Raw genomic sequence first — 23039 nt, forward strand, 5'->3', positions numbered from 1 at the left:
ATTTTACGATGTAAACTTTTCTAAGAAATGTTCAATAGCAATCGAGGATGTCCCTAATGCGGGAGCATTTTTTCCTAAGGAAGACAATAATAACTCATGACTGTTATTAAGTTTGTCATTACTTCTTGATAAAATAGAATTTCGAATCGAATTCAACACCATAGGCAGAGCTTCAACAATGTCGTTTCGGATAATGACCGCTTGCGGATTAAATGTATTTAAGATACTTGTTAATCCAATCCCAAGGTAGAAGCCGAAATTTTGTAATGCCATTAATATATCCGGATCATTTTGGTTTGCAAGATTAATTAGTTCCTGATAGGAAGTGATGGTATCGTTATTCTGAAAAGTATGTAGTAATGCTTTTTCAGAGGCGTATAATTCCCAGCACCCTCGGTTTCCACAGCTGCATTTGAGCCCATTAAAATCGATAGTCAGATGACCCATTTCTCCAGCAAAACCATTGACGCCTCGATATAAATCATTATTAATAACAATTCCGATCCCGATTCCAGTACCCACGCTAACGTAGATTATGTTTTCATAATTTTTAGCTGCCCCAAATACTTTTTCTCCATATGCGCCTGCATTGGCTTCATTTTCAATAAAAACTGGTACCTGAAATTCCTGTTCAATGAGCGATTTTAAGTCAAGTTCATAATTCCAGTCGATATTTGGAGTGAAAATAACCTTTTGCTCGGTATTGACAAGGCCTGGGATACATAAACCAATGCCAATCAATCCGTAAGGGGAATCTGGCATTTGCTTGATGAGATCCTCAATCATTGAAAATAAAACGTCTTTGTTCTTATCAAGAGAAGGATTTTCTAGATGCTGATATTGGTCTAGGACAATGTTTCCTTTTAAATCCGTTAAGATGCCATTTATAGAATCAACACCGATATCAATCCCAATGGAATAACCAGCATTCTTATTAAAAACGAGCATGACAGGCTTTCTTCCACCGCTAGATTGCCCCTGTCCGATTTCAAAAATAAGATTCTTTTCCATTAGCGTATTAACTTGGGAAGAAACAGTCGATTTATTTAAACCTGTTATTTCAGATAATCTTGCCCTCGAAATAGGCGAATTGGAAACGATTTCATTTAATAGTACCTTTTGATTCATTTTTTTGACTAACATTTGATCTGCAATAATCACAAGTTTGCACCCCCATTTGTATAATGCACAAATTAAGTTCCGATAACTTTATAGTAGTATATTCCCATTATAAATCAATTTTTAGCGAAAATATACATAAAATTTTCAAAAAAAACTATTGATTAAAGCGTTAAATTTTTATAAGATGTAATCAAGTTAGTTTATCCAAACAACAAACTAACACAAATATACATCTAATGAAGCTACATAGTTTTGAATTTCATTTTATTTCAGGAGGGAAAAAACATGGCTCAAACACAGACGAATACCTATTTTGGAAGCGTAAACAAGGTGGCTTATGAAGGAAAGGATTCTAAAAATCCATTAGCATTCAAGTATTACAACCCTGAGGAAGTCATTGGCGGCAAAACTATGAAGGACATTTTACGTTTTTCAGTTGCTTACTGGCACACCTTTACTGCGGATGGATCTGATCCTTTTGGTGCCGCTACAATGGAAAGACCATGGAATCACTTCACTGGGATGGATTTAGCTAAAGCAAGAGTAGAAGCTTCATTTGAACTATTTGAAAAGCTTGGCGTACCATTTTTCGCTTTCCATGATCGCGATGTTGCACCGGAAGGCAGAACCTTAAGTGAAACAAATAAAAATTTAGATATCATTGTGGAAATGATTAAAGATTACATGAAAACTAGTAATACAAAACTATTGTGGAATACAGCTAACATGTTTACTAATCCACGTTTCGTGCATGGTGCTGCCACTTCTTGTAATGCTGACGTATTTGCCTATGCAGCAGCACAAGTGAAGAAAGGCTTAGAAACTGCAAAACTACTTGGCGCAGAAAACTATGTATTCTGGGGCGGACGTGAAGGTTATGAAACATTATTAAATACAGACTTAAAACTTGAGCTTGATAACTTAGCAAGATTCTTGCATATGGCCGTTGATTATGCGAAGGAAATCGGCTTTACAGGTCAATTCTTAATTGAGCCAAAACCAAAAGAGCCTACCACCCACCAATATGATACAGATGCAGCAACAACGATTGCCTTCTTAAGACAATACGGCTTAGAGAATTACTTTAAATTAAACCTGGAAGCAAACCACGCAACACTTGCTGGACATACATTTGAGCATGAATTACGTGTGGCAAGAACAAGCGGACTACTAGGTTCTGTAGATGCAAACCAAGGAAATCCTTTACTTGGCTGGGATACCGATGAATTCCCAACAGATTTATATTCTACAACCCTAGCAATGTATGAAATTCTGCAAAATGGTGGTCTTGGTCGCGGCGGGTTAAACTTTGATGCCAAGGTAAGAAGAACATCCTTTGAAGTTGAAGATCTAGTCCATGCGCATGTAGCTGGAATGGATGCCTTTGCAAGAGGTTTGAAAGTAGCTAATAAATTAATTGAAGATCGCGTTTTTGAAGATGTTATTGCCGCACGTTATAGCAGCTTTACGAAAGGAATTGGCCTGGATATTGTTCAAGGCAGAGCCAACTTCCACACACTTGAGACATATGCCCTTAACAATGACACAATTAAAAATGTTTCTGGTAAAACGGAACGCTTAAAAGCTGTTTTAAACCAATATCTTTTAGAAGTTTAAAAAATTAAGTCTTGTCCTTCTAAATGGACCCGTCAACTGAAGAAAGCCAATGTTGTTGCGGGTCCATTTTTTTGAAAACCATTTAACTGAAGTAATTTCCTAGTTTTTCATTTCATCCAAAATAAAAGGAGGATAAAGACAGATTTTAGGTGTTGAGCTTTTATCTACTTTATATATTGGCTGTATTAAAGGTCATTGTTGATTTTTTTAGCAAGTTGATTGGAGCGGAAATCAACAGCCTAGTTTAACAGAGCCTATATATTAAACAACTTGAAAGCGCTGTTATTATTAAAGAATGGTAGAATCTTATTTTCCTAAAATGAAACTGTCTTTAAACATTACGATGGAGCAAAAAAAGAACTCGCTTTATCTTTTTGGAATTACCCTGGTAGCTGCCATTGGCGGCTTGCTTTTCGGATATGATACAGCCGTTATTTCTGGTGCGGAGGAATCAATAAAAATTTATCTGATTGATAGTCTGAAACTAGGGGCATTTATTCATGGGGCAACGATTTCAAGTGCACTGATTGGTTGTATTATCGGCGGTTTCATTTCAGGACTTTTTGCCTCGAAATTCGGCCGAAAGAATTCTCTCATTATTGCTTCGATCTTTTTCCTAGTTTCGTCACTAGGGGCTGCCTATCCTGAATTTTTATTTTTCACCAAAGGGGAACCAACCATCGGATTGTTAATTGCCTTTAACCTTTATCGGATATTAGGTGGAATTGGTGTTGGATTGGCTTCAGCCGTTTGCCCGATGTATATTGGGGAAATAGCCCCTGCAAATATCCGCGGCCGGTTGGTTTCCTTTAACCAATTTATGATCATCCTTGGTATGCTTGTTGCTTATTTCGTTAACTTCTCGATTTCGAGCGGCGAAAGTCAAGCATGGGTAAATGATATTGGCTGGAGATACATGTTTGCATCGTGTGGTGTACCAGCTCTAATGTTTGGGTTATTCTTACTGATGGTTCCTGAAACACCTCGCTATTTATCCTTGAAAAATCAAGATGATAAAGCACTTGCGATTCTCGCAAAAATTAATGGATCATCAGCAGCAAAAACGATTTTGCAACAAATCAAACAAACGGTTGATGCTTCTTCAGAGAAACTATTTACTTACGGAAAAGCCGTTATCGTTATTGGAATCTTACTTTCTGTGTTTCAACAGTTTGTTGGAATCAATGTTGCCTTGTATTATGCACCAAGGATTTTTGAAAGCATGGGAGCAGGAAAAGATGCTTCGATGTTACAAACAACAGTTATGGGATTAATCAACGTTGTTTTTACCCTTGTAGCGATTATGACTGTAGATAAATGGGGCCGTAAACCATTATTAATCATAGGTTCCGTTGGTATGGCTATCGGTATGTTTGGTGTTTCTAGTTTGGCTTATTTTGATGTCATCGGAGTAAGTACTTTAATCTTCATTATCGTTTATACTGCTTCCTTTATGATGTCATGGGGTCCAATCTGCTGGGTATTGATTTCTGAAATTTTTCCGAATAATATCCGTGGGCGCGCTGTTGCAATTGCGGTTGCGGCGCAATGGGCAGCAAACTATCTTATTTCCTCCACGTATCCAATGATGATGGAATATAGTGGCGCTGTAACCTATGGGTTTTACGGATTAATGAGTGTTCTTTCTGCCATTTTTGTTTGGAAGTTTGTACCTGAAACCAAAGGCAAGACATTAGAGGAAATGGAAGGAAGTTGGAAAAAAACCGCATGATAAATATAGGTCGCTATCCTTTATAACAAACATGGAGGGTAGCGTTTATTTTTAACAATATGGAAAAAGTTAGTAATTTTGTCCTCAAGAGGACTTTTTCAACATCAAAGTAAGTTTACTAATATACAACTCTATAAAAAGTGAGGAGATCAACATGAAATATGTAATCGGTGTAGATTTAGGGACTAGCTCTGTGAAAGTGCTTCTCGTTGACCAAGAAGGCACCGTCAATTATTCGGTTTCAAAAGACTACCCGTTAATCCAGCAGCAGCCAGGATATAGTGAACAAAATCCCGAAGATTGGGTAGAACAAACAATTACAGCATTACAGCAGTTAGTAACTGCATCAAACATACAGCCCGACGATATTGAGGGTCTTAGTTTTTCCGGACAAATGCATGGGTTGGTCTTGCTGGACAAAAATCATCAAGTAATCAGAAATGCGATTCTATGGAACGACACAAGAACCACCCCGCAATGCAAGAAAATGGATCAGCAACTAGGCGGCAAGCTCCTTGAAATTACCAAAAACCCTGCTCTTGAGGGCTTTACTTTTCCAAAAATTCTTTGGGTAAAAGAGAATGAACCCGAAAATCTGCAAAAAACAAGTGTTTTTCTTCTTCCAAAAGATTATCTCCGCTTTCGTCTAACTGGAAAAATAAACATGGATTACTCAGATGCAGCAGGTACGCTGATGTTAGATGTCGTCAACAAATCATGGAGTGCCGATATTCTTCGCACATTTGAAATCTCTGCTGCCATATGTCCTCCATTAGTGGAAACTGAAGACTTCGTCGGAACGCTCTTGCCAGAGATTGCGGTGCTTACTGGTTTATCTTCATCGACTAAAGTGTTTGCAGGTGGGGCGGACAATGCTTGCGGTGCGATTGGAGCAGGGATTTTATCCGAGGGAACGGCCCTTTGCAGTATCGGAACATCAGGTGTGTTCCTTTCATATGAGAACGATAAAAGCAAAAATTACGGCGGTAAAGTTCATCTTTTCAATCATGGGCAAAAAGACTCCTACTATACCATGGGTGTCACGCTTGCAGCTGGCTATAGCTTGACATGGTTTAAGGAAACCTTTGCCAAGGATCAATCATTCGACAGTCTACTAGACGAGGCCGCACAATCCACAATCGGTGCAAACGGTCTAGTCTTTACTCCATTCTTAGTAGGTGAACGCACACCCTATGCGGATGCAAAAATAAGAGGAACTTTTACTGGAATTGACGGCTCCCACAACAAAGGTGACTTTACTCGAGCGGTCATCGAAGGGATTGTTTTCTCGATTAATGAGAGTGTCGAAATCTTCCGCAATTATGGCAAGACCATTGATACCGTTATTTCTATAGGCGGCGGTGCGAAGAGTGAATTATGGCTGCAAATACAAGCTGATATCTTTAACGCAAGAGTCGGGAAGCTACAAAACGAACAAGGCCCAGGTATGGGGGCCGCGATGATTGCGGCAGCTGGATTGAATTGGTTCTCCTCTCTTCAAGAATGTGCAGAGGTCTTCATTAAAGCTGATAAGGTATATGAGCCAAAACCAGAAAACGTTCAGCGCTATAAGGATTTCTATCAAGTGTACAAAGATGTTTATCCGCATACTGTTGCGATGAATCATCAATTATTTGATCTTCGAAAAGGGAATTAAAGAGGGATTATGATGAAGCTAACTGAAACTATTTTTGGCACTTTGCATGGAAAAAAAGTGAAATCCTATACCGTTACAAATGGGAATGGGATGGAATTTACCTGTATGGAATATGGATGTACGATTACAAAAATCAATGTTCCAGACCGTAACGGGAATATAGAAAATGTTGTGTTAGGTTTTGACACTTTGCAAGAGTATATCGATCACTCCCCTTTTTTCGGTTGTGTGATTGGCAGGAATGCCGGCCGGATGAAAAAGGCGTCCTTCGAAATAGATGGAGAGTGCTATAACTTGTCCAAAAATGATGGAGAAAACAATCTTCATGGCGGACCGAATGGTTTTCATAACGTTATTTGGGATTCTACTGTTGAGAACAAAGAAAATGAAGTGAATATCATCTTTTCCTATACAAGCCCTGATATGGAAGAAGGCTTTCCAGGCAATCTTCATGTTACCGTCATCTATACGTTCAACGTGGATAATGAGTTATTGATTACCTACAAGGCGGTTTCTGATAAGAAAACAATCGTCAATTTAACTAATCATTCTTATTTTAATTTAAGCGGGAATTTAAAAAGAACCATTCTTGATCATGAGTTAAAGTTAAAAAGCGATGCATTCTTAGAACTAGATGCCTCTCTTCTTCCAACTGGCAAGGTTATCCCTGTGGATGGGACAGTATTTGATTTTAGAGAAGGTCAAAAGGTAGCTCAAGGAATTGAATCTGACCATCCGCAAACGGATATAGTTGGTGGCGGGTTTGACCACCCCTTCCTCCTTAGTGCTCAGAATCATAAGCAAATCAGTTTATATGATCGGGAAAGCGGACGGAAACTAGAAATTGAGACAGATGAGCCCGCTGTTGTCTTTTATACTGGCAATATGTTAGGGAATGATTTTTCGATCAGAGGAAAACAAGCGGAAAAGCATTTAGGCTTATGTCTTGAAACACAGAAACCACCCGGTGACCACAATTTCCCTTCCTTAATAGTAGAAAAAGATCAAGTTTACACATCCAAGACAAAATACATTTTTCATTAGGAACACAGCGGTGCCAGCCCCAACCGCCAATTAAAAGGCGGACAGTGCCTGACACTGTCCGCCTTTTATAATATCGAGAAGAAAGGCAGGATGATAATGCAAATGGTGAGGAAAAAAACGGCCACTGCACTCATCTTTTGTTTTCCCTTCCATAGTGAGACAGCAAATCCCATAGTATATATAGTAATACTAAAAAGACTAACGTAAATAAATAGGCTCATCCTCATTCCCTACCTTTTCGTTGGTTTTGCTTGTTTCCCATAATCAATAATTTCAATACTCGGGTGCACCCTTATGTCCGCATTTAGGTACGATTTTCGCCAATTGAATTTCTTAAATTCCTGAATGGTTCCAAAATACCTTCGAGCATACATGGATAAGGGGAATGGTGCACCTTTTAATTTAGTCTGGGTTTTTTTTAATAACCTTTCATTTACTTTTTTGAAATGATGTGCTATTTGTTTTTTGATTATTTGCTGGTTTTTTTTCTCGATATAGTTGGTCATTGATGGGTTTGATATAATTTCAATCTTTAATGGTATCATTATGTCAATCTTTAGCCTAACGCCCTTCACGTTCATTTTTACTTTATTACTTTTTGTTTTTAAGACTCTTGCTGCGAACTGTTTATGATTATTTGAAAAAGGATCTGGTATATCCATCAATATATCTTTAATATTCGTTGTGTCATCAAGAATATTAATCATGCGTGTTTCTTGACCGTTTAATTTCCCTATCATCACGCCATTCCTGAAGACTGCGGACCCAATAAATTGTGTATCATCAAGCTCGCCTGTTGCATTCAATTGCCCTGCGATGTATTCATCTTCGCTTTTTATTTTAGGATTCTTTGCCCTTTCAGCTGTTGTGTACATCGCCAAAAAGAGGTCAGTCTCTCTTTCCAATGTGGTAACAAAGCGGAATAGAGTAGAATCTGGAATGAAACCATTTTCAATCCCGTGATTGACCATGAATTGAAAGTACTTATGTGGCCTTGTTTCCATTTTTGGTCGATTATTTACAAAAAACTCACTTGCCTTTTCTTTCGATACTGCTAAATAACTACTCAAGCGAATCTCTTTATCTTTTACGACGTCGTAAAAGATTGTAATAAAATTTTTGTCTTTTGCAAATTCCTCGGATACCACAATAATCTTTAATAGTTCATAGCTAATATCACGGGAGATGATGGCATTGCCTGTCGCTTTTGCCGCAATGAAATCATTGGCATCAAACGAGACAATTTCTCGCGGCTTTTCTGTTGAACCGCCGCCCCCTTGCATAGTCCCTACTTCGGGATTGGCAAGTAACATGGTGACTTTGATTTTTCCGTCTTGTTTGGAGTGATCTAATCCTAGTCCGATCACATAGGCTTTATCTTCAAGTTCCTCACGATCCCAACAGCCTGTTAATGTGCTAACAATGACTAGAAGCAATAATAATTTACATACTGTTGCTGTTTTTTGCATGCTTAAATTCTCCTTTTACCAATGCGACCAACCATAAAATGATTGGAATGGTGATAAACGCAGATCCAGAAGCATATGAAATAATCGGTTTAATACCTAGAATGACCTCAATAGCTGATTCCGGAATGGATCCAATCAATAAATAAAGCGTCGCAAGTGATGGAATCAGGAATTCAAAGTCTTTAATTTTAAAGAGATGACCAAACATAAGGGCATTGATGTACAAAAATGCTGTGAAACGAATAAATGCCGCCAGTAACCATATGACGAAAAAGACGATTTCGATATTCGGAATAAAAGTTCCCAGTGAAATAAAACGAATGGCTGTATGGAATGGATAACCAATTCCTTGTAAGGATGTATCTAACAAACAGATGTAAACCATAATAGCAACACTCAATTGGAAGCAGACATAAACTAAGGCAATCCATATTCCTTTTCGAAATTCTTTGCTTGATTTGATGTAAGGTGTAATCATGGCAAACAGAAGAAGTTCAGAAAAAAGGGATAGATTAAGTGTGCCTTGCTTCAAAATTTCCAGTTTTCCAGAACCCCAAATTGGGAGAAGGGATTGAATACTGCTTTCTTGAGTACTTAAAAATAAGGCAAGATACAAGGAAAGTACTGCATAAAAAATGATAAGATAGGCAACCGAACCGATATGCTGAATTCCTTTTTTCGCCCCATAGGTACTAACAGCCATTAACAGGGCATAGATAATTACATTTGGTGTTGTTGGAAAATAAAACGTCTTAATGATATTTGTATATGTTCTTGAATCGAACGAAATCGAAAATGAGTTGATGACCAATATCAGAAGGCAAACAAAAAACCCAATATATCGTCCGAGTAATTTTTGAATAACCGAAAATAGATTTTTGTCTTGAAACAATGACATAGTTTTTATTAATAAAAAGAGCAGGATAAAAGAGATTCCTGCTGCTATGATTGGGATCATCCATGCTGCGTTTTGGACCTGATTATACAGTTTAGCAGGTGTGTCTTCACTTACTTTCGCACCCACCATTAAAATAGCGATGGACACATATTCACGAATACCAAGCTTTCCAGGTTGCTGCTTCATATGATTTTTTATCCCTTTCTTTGTTTGACCATATCCTTTGGTTTTACATACCCTGGGCGAAACCTTTCTTTAAAGGGAACATGACGGATAAGTAAGTCCTTTGACGAGGAGGAATGTGGCGTCATGGGTGCAAAGTAAGGAGTGCCAAATGATTTTAAGGAAACTAAATAAAAGAGTCCAAGGATAAATAAAGAAGTGGCTCCATAAATACCGAGAAAGCCAGCTGCAAAGATAAACAAAAAGCGAGTGATCCGGATAGCAAAATTCATGCTCACATCACTGATAATAAAAGAGCTTAAGCCACTTAAGGCAATAACTATGATAACAATTGGACTAATAATATTGGCTTGAACAGCGGCTTGGCCTAAAATTAATGCACCGACAATCCCAATCGTTGGGCCAATTGGGGATGGCACACGTAATCCGGCCTCTCGAATAAGTTCAAAAGCAATTTCCATCATTAAAATTTCAATAACAGATGGAAAAGGGACTCGTTCCCTAGTTCCAGCAATGGCCATTAATAAATCAGGCGGGATCATCCCTACATGATAATTTGTAATCGCAATATAAATAGGAGAGGCAAAAACGGCGACAAATAAAGCTTGAAATCGCAAAATCCTGATAAAGTTACCATATGGTGTACGTAGGTAATGATCTTCCGGTGAATGGAACAATGCCCAAAAGGTACAAGGCAGTACAAGACAGCTTGGTGAATTTGACATTAACAAAATAACGTGACCTTCTTCAATGAATGAAGCTGCCCGGTCAGGTCGTTCCGTATATAATATCGTTGGAAATAAGGACCTCGGTCGTTCCTCTAGGTATTGCTCTAAAATACTTAAATCGAGAATACTATCGGTTTCGAGCGAAGATAACTTATCTTTTATGGTTTGAAGGAGTTCATCATTTGCCAGGTCCTTTTGATAGACAAGAAACACATCGTTTCTTGATCGCTTTGTAATTATCTTAGTTTCCACGATAAGATTTTCATTTTTAATTTTTTTACGGATTAAGGCAATATTGTCAACTACCTTTTCGTTAAAAGCTTCTTTTGCTCCTTTTACAATCACTTCATTATCTGATTTTCCAATGGAACGGCCTCGAGTTTTCGTGGTTTCAAATAAATAGCATTGAGAATCACCTTCCACAAAGAGTGCTGTGATTCCACCACAAATGAATTCAGTAATTTCTTCTATATTGGTGGACGCCTTTGCCATTGGGTATGAAATAATATCTGGAATCTTTACTGAAGGTTGCTCGTTTCCCAATAATTTTTCCAATATGCTTTCTTTAATATGCTCTAAGTCGACCATTGTACTTATGAAAATGATAAAGGCACGGCGATTTAAGGCACGAATGGTAAACTCCCGTACCTTGACATCCGTATTTTTAGGAACACTGAAAATGGACTTAAATGTCGCTAAATTTTGATCATAATTACTGCTGATATCTTGTTTTTTTAAATCAATCTCCTGTGCATTGGATTTTTCCTGAAATTGTGGTTCCGTATTAAATGTCTTGAAAAGTGACTTTATGACCCTTTTTCTCATTATGAAACCACCCCCAATTTTTATTTAGTTTTCCAGTTCTAGGGGTCTTTATGTACGAAAGATAAGAACAACCTTACTTTATTTTCACATTTGTTCAGAAGGTAAAATAGGAGGGTCTAGTTTGATTTTTCGATTTAGAGATATTTTTGAAATGACCGATGAGAATTCTGCCAACCTTTTGATTTCATACTTTCCTGAGATCCACTCATGATAGACAAGATAGCTACTGTCAAAATGGCTCCACTATTACACTTCTTCATAATCTTTACGTCTCCTTTTTAAGCTGAAAGGAATTTTACCCTATAGTATTCACCCACCCTGTCGCAAAAAATAACTGCCTATCACTCAAGATCAAGAGACAGGCAGCTTTCGTTTAATACTATTTATATTACCCCATAACCTTACTTGGGTAGGTGATTTTGATCATAAGGAAGGTGTGGCACTTTTTTAGGAGTATAGTTAATGACATCTGAAGAATATATCTCGATGGTTAATTTGTTTCCTACCGTTTTTGATTGTATTAGAATTGGTTGATTGTATTTATTTTTAAAAACAAAATCTGGTCCATTCCAACTAACGGTGGCATCCCGCCCAGGTGGAATGTATGTTACCTTTCTGCTGTGTGAGGAACGCTGAGTAACTTCTAATCCGGCATTATCTACTGCATTAAATAGGGTAGATGATACCTGACAGATTCCACCGCCAATATCTTTTGCTAATTCTCCTCTTAGGATCACTGGTGCAGGCAAGTATCCTTTTCCTGCTGTTCTTTTTCCAACAACTTTATTAAAGGAAAATATTTCACCTGGGAAGAGAACAAAATTATTAATAGCCTCGGTTGCAAGATAAATGTTATGGGTTCGTCCTCTGTTAGACGCGTTGAAGGATGTTACATATTTTCCGATTTTTTCATTTTGAATATTTCCAAGTAATTCACTGTCAACTCTAGGATAAATGGCAAGTAAGGGGACCTCTATTTTAGATGAACCATTGTTAAAATAATAAGAAAAAACTTTTTCTGTGAACCTCTGACGATATAAGCGATAACCAACATGTTCGGGTATAATTTTTCCGGACTCATCTTTCATTGCATTTTTAGGCATTTTAGAAACATGTTTGTCAATTTGATCCATACATTTTTTTAACTTTTCTGTATTAATAATAGGAACTCCAGGTAAGTTCATCGATAAATCAGTACAATTAACAACCGATAAAGGGTGCCCGTTGTTAGTGATTAATAAACTGTCTGGCATATTCACTTGTTGAGATAAAAAAAATAGCCCAAATAACCATGTAAAATTCATTTCCAGAATGCCTCCTTTCGTTTAATATGAATTGAAATCATCCATTTCATACAATTTACGTTATTCAAGTTTATAACAAAGTAAGGTATGATTTTAAGGTGATCCTGCTGCAACAGCAGTTGAACGATCAGTCATTTGGTATTTAGATAAAGAACTAGGGGGGATCAACATGAAAGGGAAAATGAGACTCATCCTAACGATGCTCATTTTTGGAAGCATCGGGGTTTTTGTAAAAAAGATTGAGCTGTCTTCAAGTGAAATAGCGTTTTTAAGAGGGGTCATCGGAAGTCTATTCCTTCTTCTTGCTAGTTTCCTTGTCAAACATAAGCCATCTTATCAAGTGTTAAAAGAAAATGCGCTTCTTCTTCTATTATCGGGGGCTGCGATTGGCCTTAATTGGATTTTTTTATTTGAGGCTTATCGGTATACAACGATATCTAATGCCACCATTAGCTATTACTTTGCACCGATATTTGTGATGATCCTAGCACCATGGTTACTGAAAGAAAAACTAACAAGTGTGAAGGTTATTTGCATCGTAATGGCAATGATTGGTCTATTTTTAATCGTTAATCCTGGAGCTGGCGGTACAAGCGGTTCGCAGAACAACACCCTCGGTATTTTCTATGGCCTTTTAGCGGCCGCATTTTATGCAAGTGTAGTCTTAATGAACAAATTCATCAAAAATTTATCTGGTTTCGAAATCACGTTAGTGCAATTAATGGCAGGCGCCTTGGTTCTGTTTCCCTATGTACTGTGGCAGGGCAATCTAGACTTGGGTCGTTTAAACCCAACTTCGATTATTTTTATCTTGATCCTTGGTATTGTGCATACGGGTTTTGCTTATTTTTTATACTTTACTTCTCTCCAAGAACTCAAGGGGCAAACAATTGCTGTTCTTAGCTACATTGATCCGATTTCAGCTGTGATCATTGCCTCAATTTTCTTAAGCGAGGGCATGACATGGATTCAAATGATTGGCGGCGGCCTGGTTCTGGGCTCCACTTTCTTAAGTGAAAAACTCGAAATAAAGGTTGCCAAAAAAGGGCAAACTCCCACTACTACACCGTAATGGAAGTTTGATCCCATCTGGGAAATAGAGCGGTTCAATAAGGACACTCTATTTTGGGAGAAATTTTCATTGACATTCATTTTCATTTGTTTTAAAGTAACAAAGTCAAATTAAATAACAAAATTCATTTGTTTGTGGACTTTTCTAGAGATATCTCTATTTTCGCCACACAGCTTTCATATGAGAGCTGTGTGGCTTTTTTTATGGAATGAAAGGAGTAGGAAAATGAAAACTTGGCAATATGCACTAATTGTTTTTTTAGGGGGCTGCAGTTACGGAGTATTATCGACCTTTGTAAAGCTTGCTTACTCGGCTGGTTTCACCGTGACACAGGTAACAGGAAGTCAATACTTACTTGGGACCTTGCTAATCTGGGGGGTCGCTCTTTTTTCGAAAAAGAAAAAACTTACTCTACCTCAAATAGGTAAATTACTTTTATCAGGAATTCCAGTTGGTTTAACAGGTGTATTTTATTATCAGTCATTGCAAACCCTGGATGCTTCACTTGCGATCATCTTTTTATTTCAATTTGTATGGATTGGCTCTTTAATTGAGTGGATGGTTTATAAAAAAACACCAAGCACCGGGAAAATGGTTTCGATTGGTATTTTAATCATTGGCTCCATTTTAGCAGCCGGCATTATTACAGAAGGCGGCGTTCAAATATCATGGCAGGGGATAGTTTGGGGTCTGCTTTCCGCTTTAACGTATACCGCTCTCATCTTTCTTAGCGGCTCCGTGGAAAAAGATACACCACCCGTGCAGAAAAGTGCTCTACTTTCCACTGGCGGATTGATCACTGTTTTTTTATTCTTCACGCCAACGGATTTATTCCACTTACCAGTTTTAATGGGAGTAGCACCGTATGGATTGTTCCTTGGACTATTTGGCGTAGCCTTGCCACCGCTCTTATTTTCTATTGGAATGAAGCATATCGGCCCAGGACTTGGAACGATATTAACAGCCTCAGAACTTCCGGTTGCGGTTATCTTGTCATCGCTCGTCTTAGCCGAAAACGTAAGCTTATCACAATGGAGCGGAGTGGTCCTTATTTTAGGCGGCATTGTGGCGGGTAATGTTAAAATGCCCACAACTAAAGTGGAATCAGTCTCTTTAGAAAGTGAATCTTTGACTTAAAATTGTCGGGGTGGGATTCCCCGCCTAACAAATTCAAAATAAAACTGGCGAACAGTGCTAAGCACTGTTCGCCATAATTATTGCCTACTATTCTTTCTATGGGCGAATTTTTGAGATTTATGGGCGAATTCCGGGTTTTTATGGGCGAATTTTGAACCTTTATGGGCGAATATGGTGTTTCAATGAGCGAATCCTTGATCTTTATTTTATTTCATATTTTCCAATATGTTCCGTATTTTATCAGTATAGACCTTAGCTAAGCCTTTCTTACTGTATTCGAAGTTTTTCATACTTGATTCTTTCGGGATACCCATGTTTACAAATTGAATATCAAGTTTTTCAATGACAAAACGCTCATCTTCATCATTTTTTACTCCACCCACTTGAGTCAAATCAATCTTTGTACCATCATTTAGTTCAATTATGTAAAAGAAATCACCCTTTGAGTGTTTAAACAGAGAAGGACGCCCCTTACCGTACACTCCTGTATTAATCTTAACAATCTCCACAAGGCTATATTCCCTGCCTTGTGGAGATAGGAATGAATAATCGATAATCTTGTCGTGGGTTATTACAGCAACAGCTGAAATAATCGTATATATCAAAACAACATTGAAGGTGGATTTGGATGCTCCTTTTCAATGTTATAATATTATTATTTTATCCAAGGGTATAGCGGATTATTGTCGAGAGACTAACCCCTTGAAATTGTCATAAAGGACTTGTACTATTTATAACCTTTTAAATAGAAGGTAATAATTTTTAGCTGGTTATAAAGGAGCGGAACTATGATTCTCTCTAAATTTGTAGACGAACTCCCTATCCCCCCGATTTTAAAACCTCGATGGAAGGATCAGATTAATACTTATTACGAAGTGAATATGACGGAATTTAAACAATCACTCCATCGTGAATTAAATGATACAACCGTTTGGGGGTATGAAGGCAGCTATCCAGGACCTACGATTGACGTTGAAAGCGGAGAAAAAGTGTATATCAGATGGATCAACAATCTTCCAGACAAGCATCTCTTACCCGTAGACCATACGGTGCACGGTGCCCATTTGGATGTACCGGAAGTACGAACGGTGGTACACGTTCACGGTGCTTGTGTGGAATGGGAAAGTGACGGCTACCCGGAGGCTTGGTTTACAAACGGATTCAAACAAGTCGGTCCCTATTTTAGTAAACAAGTCTATCGATATGATAATTGCGAACAAGCTTGCACCCTCTGGTATCATGACCATACCCTTGGTATCACGAGGCTTAATGTATATGCTGGATTGGCCGGATTTTTTCTGATCAGAGATCAACGCGAACGGTTATTGAATTTACCAAGTGGGAAATATGAGATTCCGCTTATTATACAAGACAAGACTTTTCATAAAGATGGTTCACTTTATTACCCGAAACAGCCAGAAAAACCCGTCCCCGAATTAGAAACATCGATCGTTCCAGAATTTTTTGGGGATACTGTCTTGGTGAATGGCAAAGTATATCCCTATTTAAAAGTGGAACCGCGTAAATACCGATTGAGGCTTCTAAACGCAGCCAACTCTCGTTTCTTTCGGATTAAACTTGATTCGGGACAACTTATCTATCAAATTGGGACCGATGGAGGACTGATGCAGCACCCGATCGGTGTAAAAGAAATCATGTTAGCACCTGCAGAACGAGCAGATGTGATCATTGATTTTACCAATCTAGAGGGTAAAAATATTATCATGCAAAACGATGCTCCTGCTCCTTTTCCAACCGGAAATCCACCGGATAATAATACAGGCACAGTGATGCAGTTTCGAGTGACTCTTCCCTTGGCCAGTATCGATACGAGTGTTATTCCGGCGTATATGATGCATATTCTCAAAATGAATGAACAGTCAGCTTCGAATTCACGATACTTAACTTTAAATGACAATATGGATCCGTACGGTCGGGAATGGATGCTGTTGGATAATAAACAGTGGGATGCCCCGATCACTGAAAATCCAAAATTGGGCTCCACTGAAATATGGTATATTATTGGCTTAACGAAGGATTCCCACCCAATTCATCTCCACTTAGTTGATTTTCAAATCTTAGACCGTAGAGATTTTGATGTAGAAAAGTATAAAAAGGAGAAAATCATCGATTATACGGGTCCGGCGATCCCTCCCGAACCACAAGAACGAGGCTGGAAGGATACCGTTCGAGCTAATCCTAACCAAGTTACTCGAATTATCATGAAGTTTGGTCCTTTTACAGGGTTGTATGTATGGCACTGTCATATCTTGGAGCACGAGGATTATGAGATGATGAGACCGTTTATTGTGATCCGATGATAGACGGTGCTCTGTCAAAAATACATTTTATATCAATTTCCTAATTTATTCTTCCATTCGCTTGATCATATACTGAATCAAGTCAATATTGTTATCAATGAAGTTCAATCTTTCTCGGGCAGTAGTGGACCATTCTGAACTATGATTCATAGATGCTGTAATATGCCGATAGCTGAATGTATATCTCGAATAAAGTTCGGAAATCACAAAGCTTATTCTGAGTTTGATTTTCTCCTTTTTTGCTATCCCTTCAAGGTCATCATTTAACCAAGCAGGAGCATTCTCAATCGCTTTATTTACTAAATTTAATTCATAATCTTCGTTTATCATCGGTGTATCTCCTTTTAAAAATAGGTTTATAAAGTTCTAAATTATTCTAACAAATCATACACTTTCATTTCAATGCCTCGTAACTACCTATCGTTAGCACATTTCGTATGTTTGGATTCAGTATCTGCGTGTGATATAACCGTATCCTTAGAAGCTATAAAGTTTCCTTTGGTGCCTGTAAATATGCAGAGATTATTGAAAAAATGATAGCCATTTCCTAGGCTGGTGGAATGCTTAGCAAATAACTGGCTTAGTTTCACAAACAAACAAGATTTACAAATTTTAATAAAAGTAAGTAAATAGGCGAACAGTGAATGTCACTGTCCGCCATAAGTTCATATTTTATTTTTCCAATGAATCGAGCCCGTATCACTATGAGGATGACAATTCGACTTTAATCTTTTGTATTCATTTTCTAACTCTGTTAAAGATAACTTCAAAAGCTGTTCCTCACTATCAAAGATTTTAAAGGTAAGCAGAATGTTAATTAATGTTTTTCTTCTTTGTTCCACAGCATTCCGAAGTATATTTTCCATGAAATCCTCTCCTTTATTAATCGTCTCATTAGAATCAGCTCCTTTAAAATAGATAAAAAAAGAGACTTCTCATGGGTGCGAGAAGTCTCTATCCGAATAGTCGACTAGTGTATGAATTTTTATAAACAAAATTATATTCGTAAGATTGAGATCATTTCTTAAAAAGGTGACCTTGCTTGATTCCCTATTCTTAATTCCGATAATACTTATCTGATTACTTATAAAATATTAACATCCTTGGATTTACCCTGTCAATCAATAATTGGAAAATTTACAATTTTATTTCAGGTCAATTTTTCTCGTAATTTTACACTGTAAAACCGTATCGATCTTGGTATCCGTTTTAATTCAAGGAATCCGCTATAAATTAAATGCCGGATTCGATATTCTAGATAAAAGTCACCAACCATTTCTTCCATTTATACTAAACCTAAGGAAAAAAAAGGAAGATAGGAGAAGGATCCTATCTTCCTTATCTATTTTACCCGATAGCTATTTTAATATTATTCTATTAGTGGTATTTAATGATCTTGCAAGATTCTCATAGGCTCATAGAGTGGTCATCTATTTTTCCAAGAATACTGTTTGTTTTTGGAACGATCGGTTCAACTTTTCCAAGCCAAAAAATATAAGTTAAAGCACCGATTAAGGTAGCGGCTCCTGACACTATGAGTGCCGGGGTGAATGAGTGAGTAGTAGAAATGATAAAACCGGTTACAATCGGACCCAAAATACCACCCATATTTGAAACACAGTTTTGAAGTCCTCCAACGACTGAAGTCATATTAAGAGGGGCTACGTCTCCAGGAAGGGACCAAATAGCACAAGCAGCAGTCGTTAAACCGCCATAGGAAATGGAAAGTAGGGCAATTGAAAGAGCAGGTGAATTAACCAGTCCTGCAAAAGCAATCGCAGTTGCCAATAGCATACCTCCACCTAGGTTCAATTTACGAACAAAGGTTAACGAATATCCCTTTGCGTACAGACGGTCGGAAAACCACCCCGCAAAGAGTTCAGCTACTAAACCAAATAGAGGAGGAATCATCGATACCCAGCCCATTTTTATCAATTGGAAGCCGCGTTCTTGTACAAGATAGGTCGGGAACCAAGTGATAAAGAAATAAATGGCATAGTTTAACATGAAAAACCCAACACACATTGCTAAAATATTACGATATTTAAGAAGTTGATACCATTTCATTGGCTGTGCATTTTCAAGACCTTCCTTTTTGACCTGCCCATCACGAATATAGGTTAGTTCTTCTTTGTTTACATACATATGCTTTTCCGGATCACGATAATATGCCCACCAAATCGTTACCCAAACCAATCCTAATAGACCAGATACGATAAACGGAACTTTCCAGCCAAAGGCAGTCATTAACCAAACAACAAACGGCATAGCTATAGCCGTACCCACTTTAGAACCGCTGTCAAAAATAGCAGAAACTCTTGTCCGTTCTCTATCAGGGAACCATTTTGCCGTCACACCAGCACTGCTTGGGTAGGCTCCTGCCTCACCCATTCCCAATAGGGTACGAAAGATTAGGAGGGATTTCATTCCTTGGCTAAAAGCCGTCAATGCGGTGGCAATGGACCACCAGGCAACGCTTAAAGCAAGAGAAAAGCGCTGTCCAACTTTATCTGCCAACCATCCAGCAGGAATCTGAAATAACGCATAAGTCCAAAAGAAAGCTGACATGACAATCCCCATTTGTGCCGCATTTAGTCCAAATTCCTTCATTATAGTCGGAGTGGTAGCAGAGAGGACAGTGCGGTCCAAATAATTAATGGCTATCGCCGCCCACATGAATATAGAAATCTTCCATCGAACATTAGTTCTCTTTTGGTTTATTTCGCTCATTTAATAACCTCCTATTATTGAAATCGTTTCCAATTAACGATAAGAATATTATAACAATTTAGATAATTCATTTGTTAGTTAATCAAAGGCTACGATAATCATTGTGCATAGCTAAAGAGGAGTCTTACATTCTTCTGCTTTATTTCCAATCCTTAAAACAGGATCATTAATAACGTTCGTTTTTGACTAATACCGCCCCTAAAATCTTAAAAAGATTTTAGGGAACAATCTTATGAATCTATCTGTCTATGCTTTTACAAATACGGTTTTGATCGCAGTAAAGAATTCAATCGCTGCCTGCCCCTGCTCGCGGGAATGTGAGCTGGACTGTTTCATGCCACCGAATGGTGCCTGTAATTCAACACCGGCGGTTTCAGCATTAATACGTACAAGTCCGGCATCTACGTCGTTGATGAAAGACATCATGGTACCGATGTCTCTTGTATAAATCGAGGCACTAAGCCCAAACTCGACATCATTAGCCTGCGCCAAAGCTTCTTCGATTGTATCCACTTTGATAAGAGCCAGCACAGGACCGAAGATTTCCTCCTGGGCAATGACCATCCTATTCGTAACATCTTCAAATATGGTCGGTTGAACAAAAAAGCCGTTTTCGCTTCCGTTTTCCGTGTACCGTTCGCCGCCGTGAATCAATCTTGCCCCTTCAGCTTTCCCTTTTTCAATATACGAAAGTACGGTATTCAACTGATTCTCACTGGCACATGGTCCCATCCATGTCGAGCCTTCCATGCCGTTTCCAATTGTAATCCCTTTCACCTGTTCAAGCAGTTTCTCTTTAAATGCATCATATACTTCTGACTGAACGAATACCCGGCTTGTAGCGGTGCATTTTTGACCTGTCGAACGGAGGCCGCCGCTGATTGTTCCTTCTACCGCAAGATCTAAATCAGCATCTGCCGCTATAATGACAGGATTTTTTCCGCCCATTTCCAACTGATATTTTGCTCCACGAGCCAGAGCTGCCTGGCCAATTTGTTTCCCAGTGCCATTGGAGCCTGTAAACGTAATGCCGTTTACGTCCGAATGGTTGACGATTGCTGTACCGACTTCGGATCCAGCCCCAGTAACCATATTGACTACACCAGCCGGGATGCCGGCCTCATCCATACACTCCATAATCTTTGCAGCTGTAACAGTTGCTTCCTGTGCCGGTTTAATCACCACGGTATTCCCATAAATCAAGGCAGGTGCCATCTTCCAGATCGGGATGGCAACGGGAAAGTTCCAAGGGGAAATAACACCGACGACTCCAAGCGGAACGCGCGTCGTAAACATTAATGCTTTGCTGTCAGTGGATGGTATCACATCACCAGCTTTGCGCATACCTTCACCAGCATAGTAACGGAGAATGGCGATCCCGCGAATTGTCTCACCTTTGGCTTCAGAGAACGTTTTACCCATCTCTCTTGTCATCGTTTCGGCAACCTCTTCAAGACGCCTTTCTAGTTTATTGGCTATTTTATAGAGATAATCACCCCGTTCTGCTCCTGAAAGACGGCGCCATTCTTTTTGCGCTTTTTTAGCTGCTGCCACTGCCCTGTCAACATCTTCCCCTGTCGAGCTCTGAATGTAGCCCACAATTTCATTTTTATTGGCAGGATTAATGGCTGCCTCCACTTTTTTTCTGATGGATGATACCCATTCTCCGTTAATATAGTTAAGATGGTTTTTTACCTGCGCTGCAGTCGTCATCATTAAAACTCCTTTCTATATTCTTAAAATGTAGGGCCAATACGCCAAATACCGAAATCATGCTGTTTCAGAATTTCCGCTTTCGTCAGCTTGCCAGACGCAACAAGCTCGATTTCATCAAAAATATGTTGCCCGACCGACTCAATCGATTCTTTGCCTTCGATAATGGTTCCGGCGTTCAAATCGATATTATCTCCCATTCTTTCAAAAATTCCTGTGTTAGTGGCAATCTTGATAACAGGTGCAATAGGTGATCCGGTAGGTGTGCCTCTTCCTGTAGTAAACAAAACGATTTGGGCTCCACCGGCCACCATCCCCGTTAGCTGCTCAATATCATGCCCCGGTGTATCCATCCAAACCAGACCTTTTTTGGATGGGACCTGAGCATAATCGATCACTTCTTGTAAAGGTCTGCTACCGGACTTATTAGAAGCACCTAATGATTTTTCTTCGAGAGAACTCAACCCTCCCTTGATATTTCCAGGGCTTGGATTCCCTGTACGGATATCTACTCCCATCTTGATGGCCCGGTTTTCCATAGCTCCGATTACTTCATATACACGCTTGGCTGTCCGGTTATCTACTGCACGCTCTGCCAAAAGATGTTCCGCACCAATTAGCTCTGTGGTTTCAGCTAAAATCGCAGTACCTCCATGATCGACAAGCATGTCGCTAACAACACCTACGGCTGGATTGGCTGATAAACCAGAACATGCATCCGAACCGCCGCATTCTGTTCCGATAATTAGCTCACTGAAATCACAGAGTTCCTTCATTTGAGAGGAAGCCGCCTGTACCATTTTCGCGGCTATTCTTGATCCTTCAGCAATAGCACCAAGTGTTCCACTGTGGTCCTGAATGGAAACCACTTCAACAGGCTTTCCTGTCTTAGCTAGCTCTCCCGCAACACTGCGTGCTTGATGAGTTTCGCAGCCAAGCCCTAGAACAACCACTCCATAAACATTCGGATTGGCGCCCATTCCTACATAAGTACGAAATGTTTGATCATAATCGACACCTACTTGTGCACATCCATGCTGATGAATGAAAGAGACCGTGCCTTGCACCAATTCCGTAATTTGTTTAGCTGCCTGAGTAGCACAAGTAATCGTAGGCAAAATTAATACGTGATTTCTCACTCCAACTTGACCGTTTGGACGCCTATATCCCCAAAACTTTTTTCCATTAATCAACTTTATCCCCCCGCCCTCTTTTTCCTTCCAGATTATGAATATGAACGTGTTCTCCCGTACTAATATCTGTTGTGGCCGAACCGATTACCGCGCCATATTTAAGAATATCCTCCCCTTTTGAGATCGGCTTGACAGCGAATTTATGCCCGAACTCAATTTTTTCTTTTATTTCAATATCAAAGCTCTTCCCCTGGCATGTGACCTTGACGTAACTACCTTCTGGAACACTCTCTAAAGCCACAGCCACTTTATCATTTGGCTTCATCATCACCGCTTTAAAAGATGTACTCATCT

The 23039-nt window shown here is 38.9% G+C and carries 20 protein-coding genes; 7 read left to right on the forward strand and 13 right to left on the reverse strand.

Annotated features, from left to right (window positions below; all coding sequences use genetic code 11):
• Positions 1-3 precede the first annotated feature (3 nt).
• A complete protein-coding gene (xylR, locus tag QF028_RS23385; RefSeq protein WP_429469358.1) occupies positions 4-1161 on the reverse strand; it encodes a transcriptional repressor XylR in 1158 nt (385 codons plus the stop codon).
• A gap of 246 nt (positions 1162-1407) precedes the next feature.
• On the opposite strand from xylR, the gene xylA reads away from it, so the two are divergent.
• From xylA to QF028_RS23405, 4 genes are all read left to right on the forward strand, one after another.
• Positions 1408-2739 (forward strand): xylose isomerase, encoded by a 1332-nt coding sequence (gene xylA, locus QF028_RS23390; protein WP_429469361.1) that lies wholly within the window; start codon positions 1408-1410, stop codon positions 2737-2739.
• A gap of 343 nt (positions 2740-3082) precedes the next feature.
• Positions 3083-4471: a D-xylose transporter XylE gene (gene xylE, locus QF028_RS23395; protein ID WP_429472484.1), complete on the forward strand. Its 1389-nt coding sequence runs from the start codon at positions 3083-3085 to the stop codon at positions 4469-4471.
• A 154-nt stretch (positions 4472-4625) separates the two neighbouring features.
• Positions 4626-6128: a xylulokinase gene (xylB, locus tag QF028_RS23400; protein ID WP_429469364.1), complete on the forward strand. Its 1503-nt coding sequence runs from the start codon at positions 4626-4628 to the stop codon at positions 6126-6128.
• 12 nt (positions 6129-6140) lie between these two features.
• Positions 6141-7172, forward strand: coding sequence for an aldose epimerase family protein (locus tag QF028_RS23405; protein ID WP_429472486.1), 1032 nt, complete (start codon positions 6141-6143; stop codon positions 7170-7172).
• Positions 7173-7402: 230 nt separating this feature from the next.
• Here the strand turns inward: QF028_RS23405 and QF028_RS23410 are convergent, their stop codons facing one another.
• From QF028_RS23410 to QF028_RS23425, 4 genes are all read right to left on the reverse strand, one after another.
• Positions 7403-8641, reverse strand: a complete 1239-nt coding sequence (locus QF028_RS23410; protein ID WP_429469367.1) for a Ger(x)C family spore germination protein — start codon at positions 8639-8641, stop codon at positions 7403-7405.
• Entirely contained in the window at positions 8616-9725 is a 1110-nt protein-coding gene (locus QF028_RS23415; protein WP_429469369.1) for a GerAB/ArcD/ProY family transporter, read from the reverse strand. Before QF028_RS23415 ends, QF028_RS23410 begins: the two co-directional genes overlap by 26 nt.
• An 8-nt stretch (positions 9726-9733) precedes the next feature.
• Complete coding sequence (locus tag QF028_RS23420) at positions 9734-11275, reverse strand: spore germination protein (RefSeq protein WP_429469372.1); 1542 nt, start codon at positions 11273-11275, stop codon at positions 9734-9736.
• Positions 11276-11676: 401 nt separating this feature from the next.
• Positions 11677-12579 carry a VanW family protein gene (locus QF028_RS23425; RefSeq protein WP_429469375.1) on the reverse strand — a complete coding sequence of 301 codons (903 nt, stop codon included), beginning with the start codon at positions 12577-12579 and terminating at the stop codon, positions 11677-11679.
• Positions 12580-12748: 169 nt separating this feature from the next.
• Here QF028_RS23425 and QF028_RS23430 point away from each other — a divergent pair, with 169 nt between their 5' ends.
• Complete coding sequence (locus tag QF028_RS23430) at positions 12749-13651, forward strand: DMT family transporter (RefSeq protein WP_429469377.1); 903 nt, start codon at positions 12749-12751, stop codon at positions 13649-13651.
• A gap of 225 nt (positions 13652-13876) precedes the next feature.
• Positions 13877-14788 (forward strand): EamA family transporter, encoded by a 912-nt coding sequence (locus QF028_RS23435; RefSeq protein WP_429469379.1) that lies wholly within the window; start codon positions 13877-13879, stop codon positions 14786-14788.
• Positions 14789-14994: 206 nt separating this feature from the next.
• Here QF028_RS23435 and QF028_RS23440 read toward each other — a convergent pair whose 3' ends face one another.
• Positions 14995-15297 (reverse strand): hypothetical protein, encoded by a 303-nt coding sequence (locus QF028_RS23440; RefSeq protein WP_429469382.1) that lies wholly within the window; start codon positions 15295-15297, stop codon positions 14995-14997.
• 279 nt (positions 15298-15576) lie between these two features.
• Here QF028_RS23440 and QF028_RS23445 point away from each other — a divergent pair, with 279 nt between their 5' ends.
• The gene (locus QF028_RS23445; RefSeq protein WP_429469384.1) at positions 15577-17109 is read left to right on the forward strand and encodes a multicopper oxidase family protein; all 1533 of its coding nucleotides are present in this window, start codon (positions 15577-15579) and stop codon (positions 17107-17109) included.
• Positions 17110-17154: 45 nt separating this feature from the next.
• On the opposite strand, the gene QF028_RS23450 is transcribed toward QF028_RS23445, so the two are convergent.
• The 7 genes from QF028_RS23450 to QF028_RS23480 all read right to left on the reverse strand — a co-directional run bounded on the left by QF028_RS23450 (position 17155) and on the right by QF028_RS23480 (position 23037).
• Positions 17155-17439, reverse strand: coding sequence for a hypothetical protein (locus QF028_RS23450; RefSeq protein ID WP_429469386.1), 285 nt, complete (start codon positions 17437-17439; stop codon positions 17155-17157).
• A 335-nt stretch (positions 17440-17774) separates the two neighbouring features.
• Positions 17775-17975, reverse strand: a complete 201-nt coding sequence (locus QF028_RS23455) for a Fur-regulated basic protein FbpA (RefSeq protein WP_429469387.1) — start codon at positions 17973-17975, stop codon at positions 17775-17777.
• Between the two features lie 284 nt (positions 17976-18259).
• Positions 18260-18394, reverse strand: coding sequence for a DUF3658 domain-containing protein (locus tag QF028_RS23460; protein WP_429469390.1), 135 nt, complete (start codon positions 18392-18394; stop codon positions 18260-18262).
• A gap of 122 nt (positions 18395-18516) precedes the next feature.
• Complete coding sequence (locus QF028_RS23465; RefSeq protein WP_429469392.1) at positions 18517-19839, reverse strand: MFS transporter; 1323 nt, start codon at positions 19837-19839, stop codon at positions 18517-18519.
• Positions 19840-20085: 246 nt separating this feature from the next.
• Positions 20086-21552, reverse strand: a complete 1467-nt coding sequence (gucD, locus tag QF028_RS23470; RefSeq protein ID WP_429472488.1) for an alpha-ketoglutaric semialdehyde dehydrogenase GucD — start codon at positions 21550-21552, stop codon at positions 20086-20088.
• A 23-nt stretch (positions 21553-21575) separates the two neighbouring features.
• Positions 21576-22742 (reverse strand): UxaA family hydrolase, encoded by a 1167-nt coding sequence (locus QF028_RS23475; protein ID WP_429472490.1) that lies wholly within the window; start codon positions 22740-22742, stop codon positions 21576-21578.
• Complete coding sequence (locus QF028_RS23480; RefSeq protein WP_429469394.1) at positions 22738-23037, reverse strand: UxaA family hydrolase; 300 nt, start codon at positions 23035-23037, stop codon at positions 22738-22740. Before QF028_RS23480 ends, QF028_RS23475 begins: the two co-directional genes overlap by 5 nt.
• Positions 23038-23039 lie beyond the last annotated feature (2 nt).

The organism is Neobacillus sp. B4I6 (assembly GCF_050434045.1).
Classification (GTDB): domain Bacteria; phylum Bacillota; class Bacilli; order Bacillales; family Cytobacillaceae; genus Neobacillus.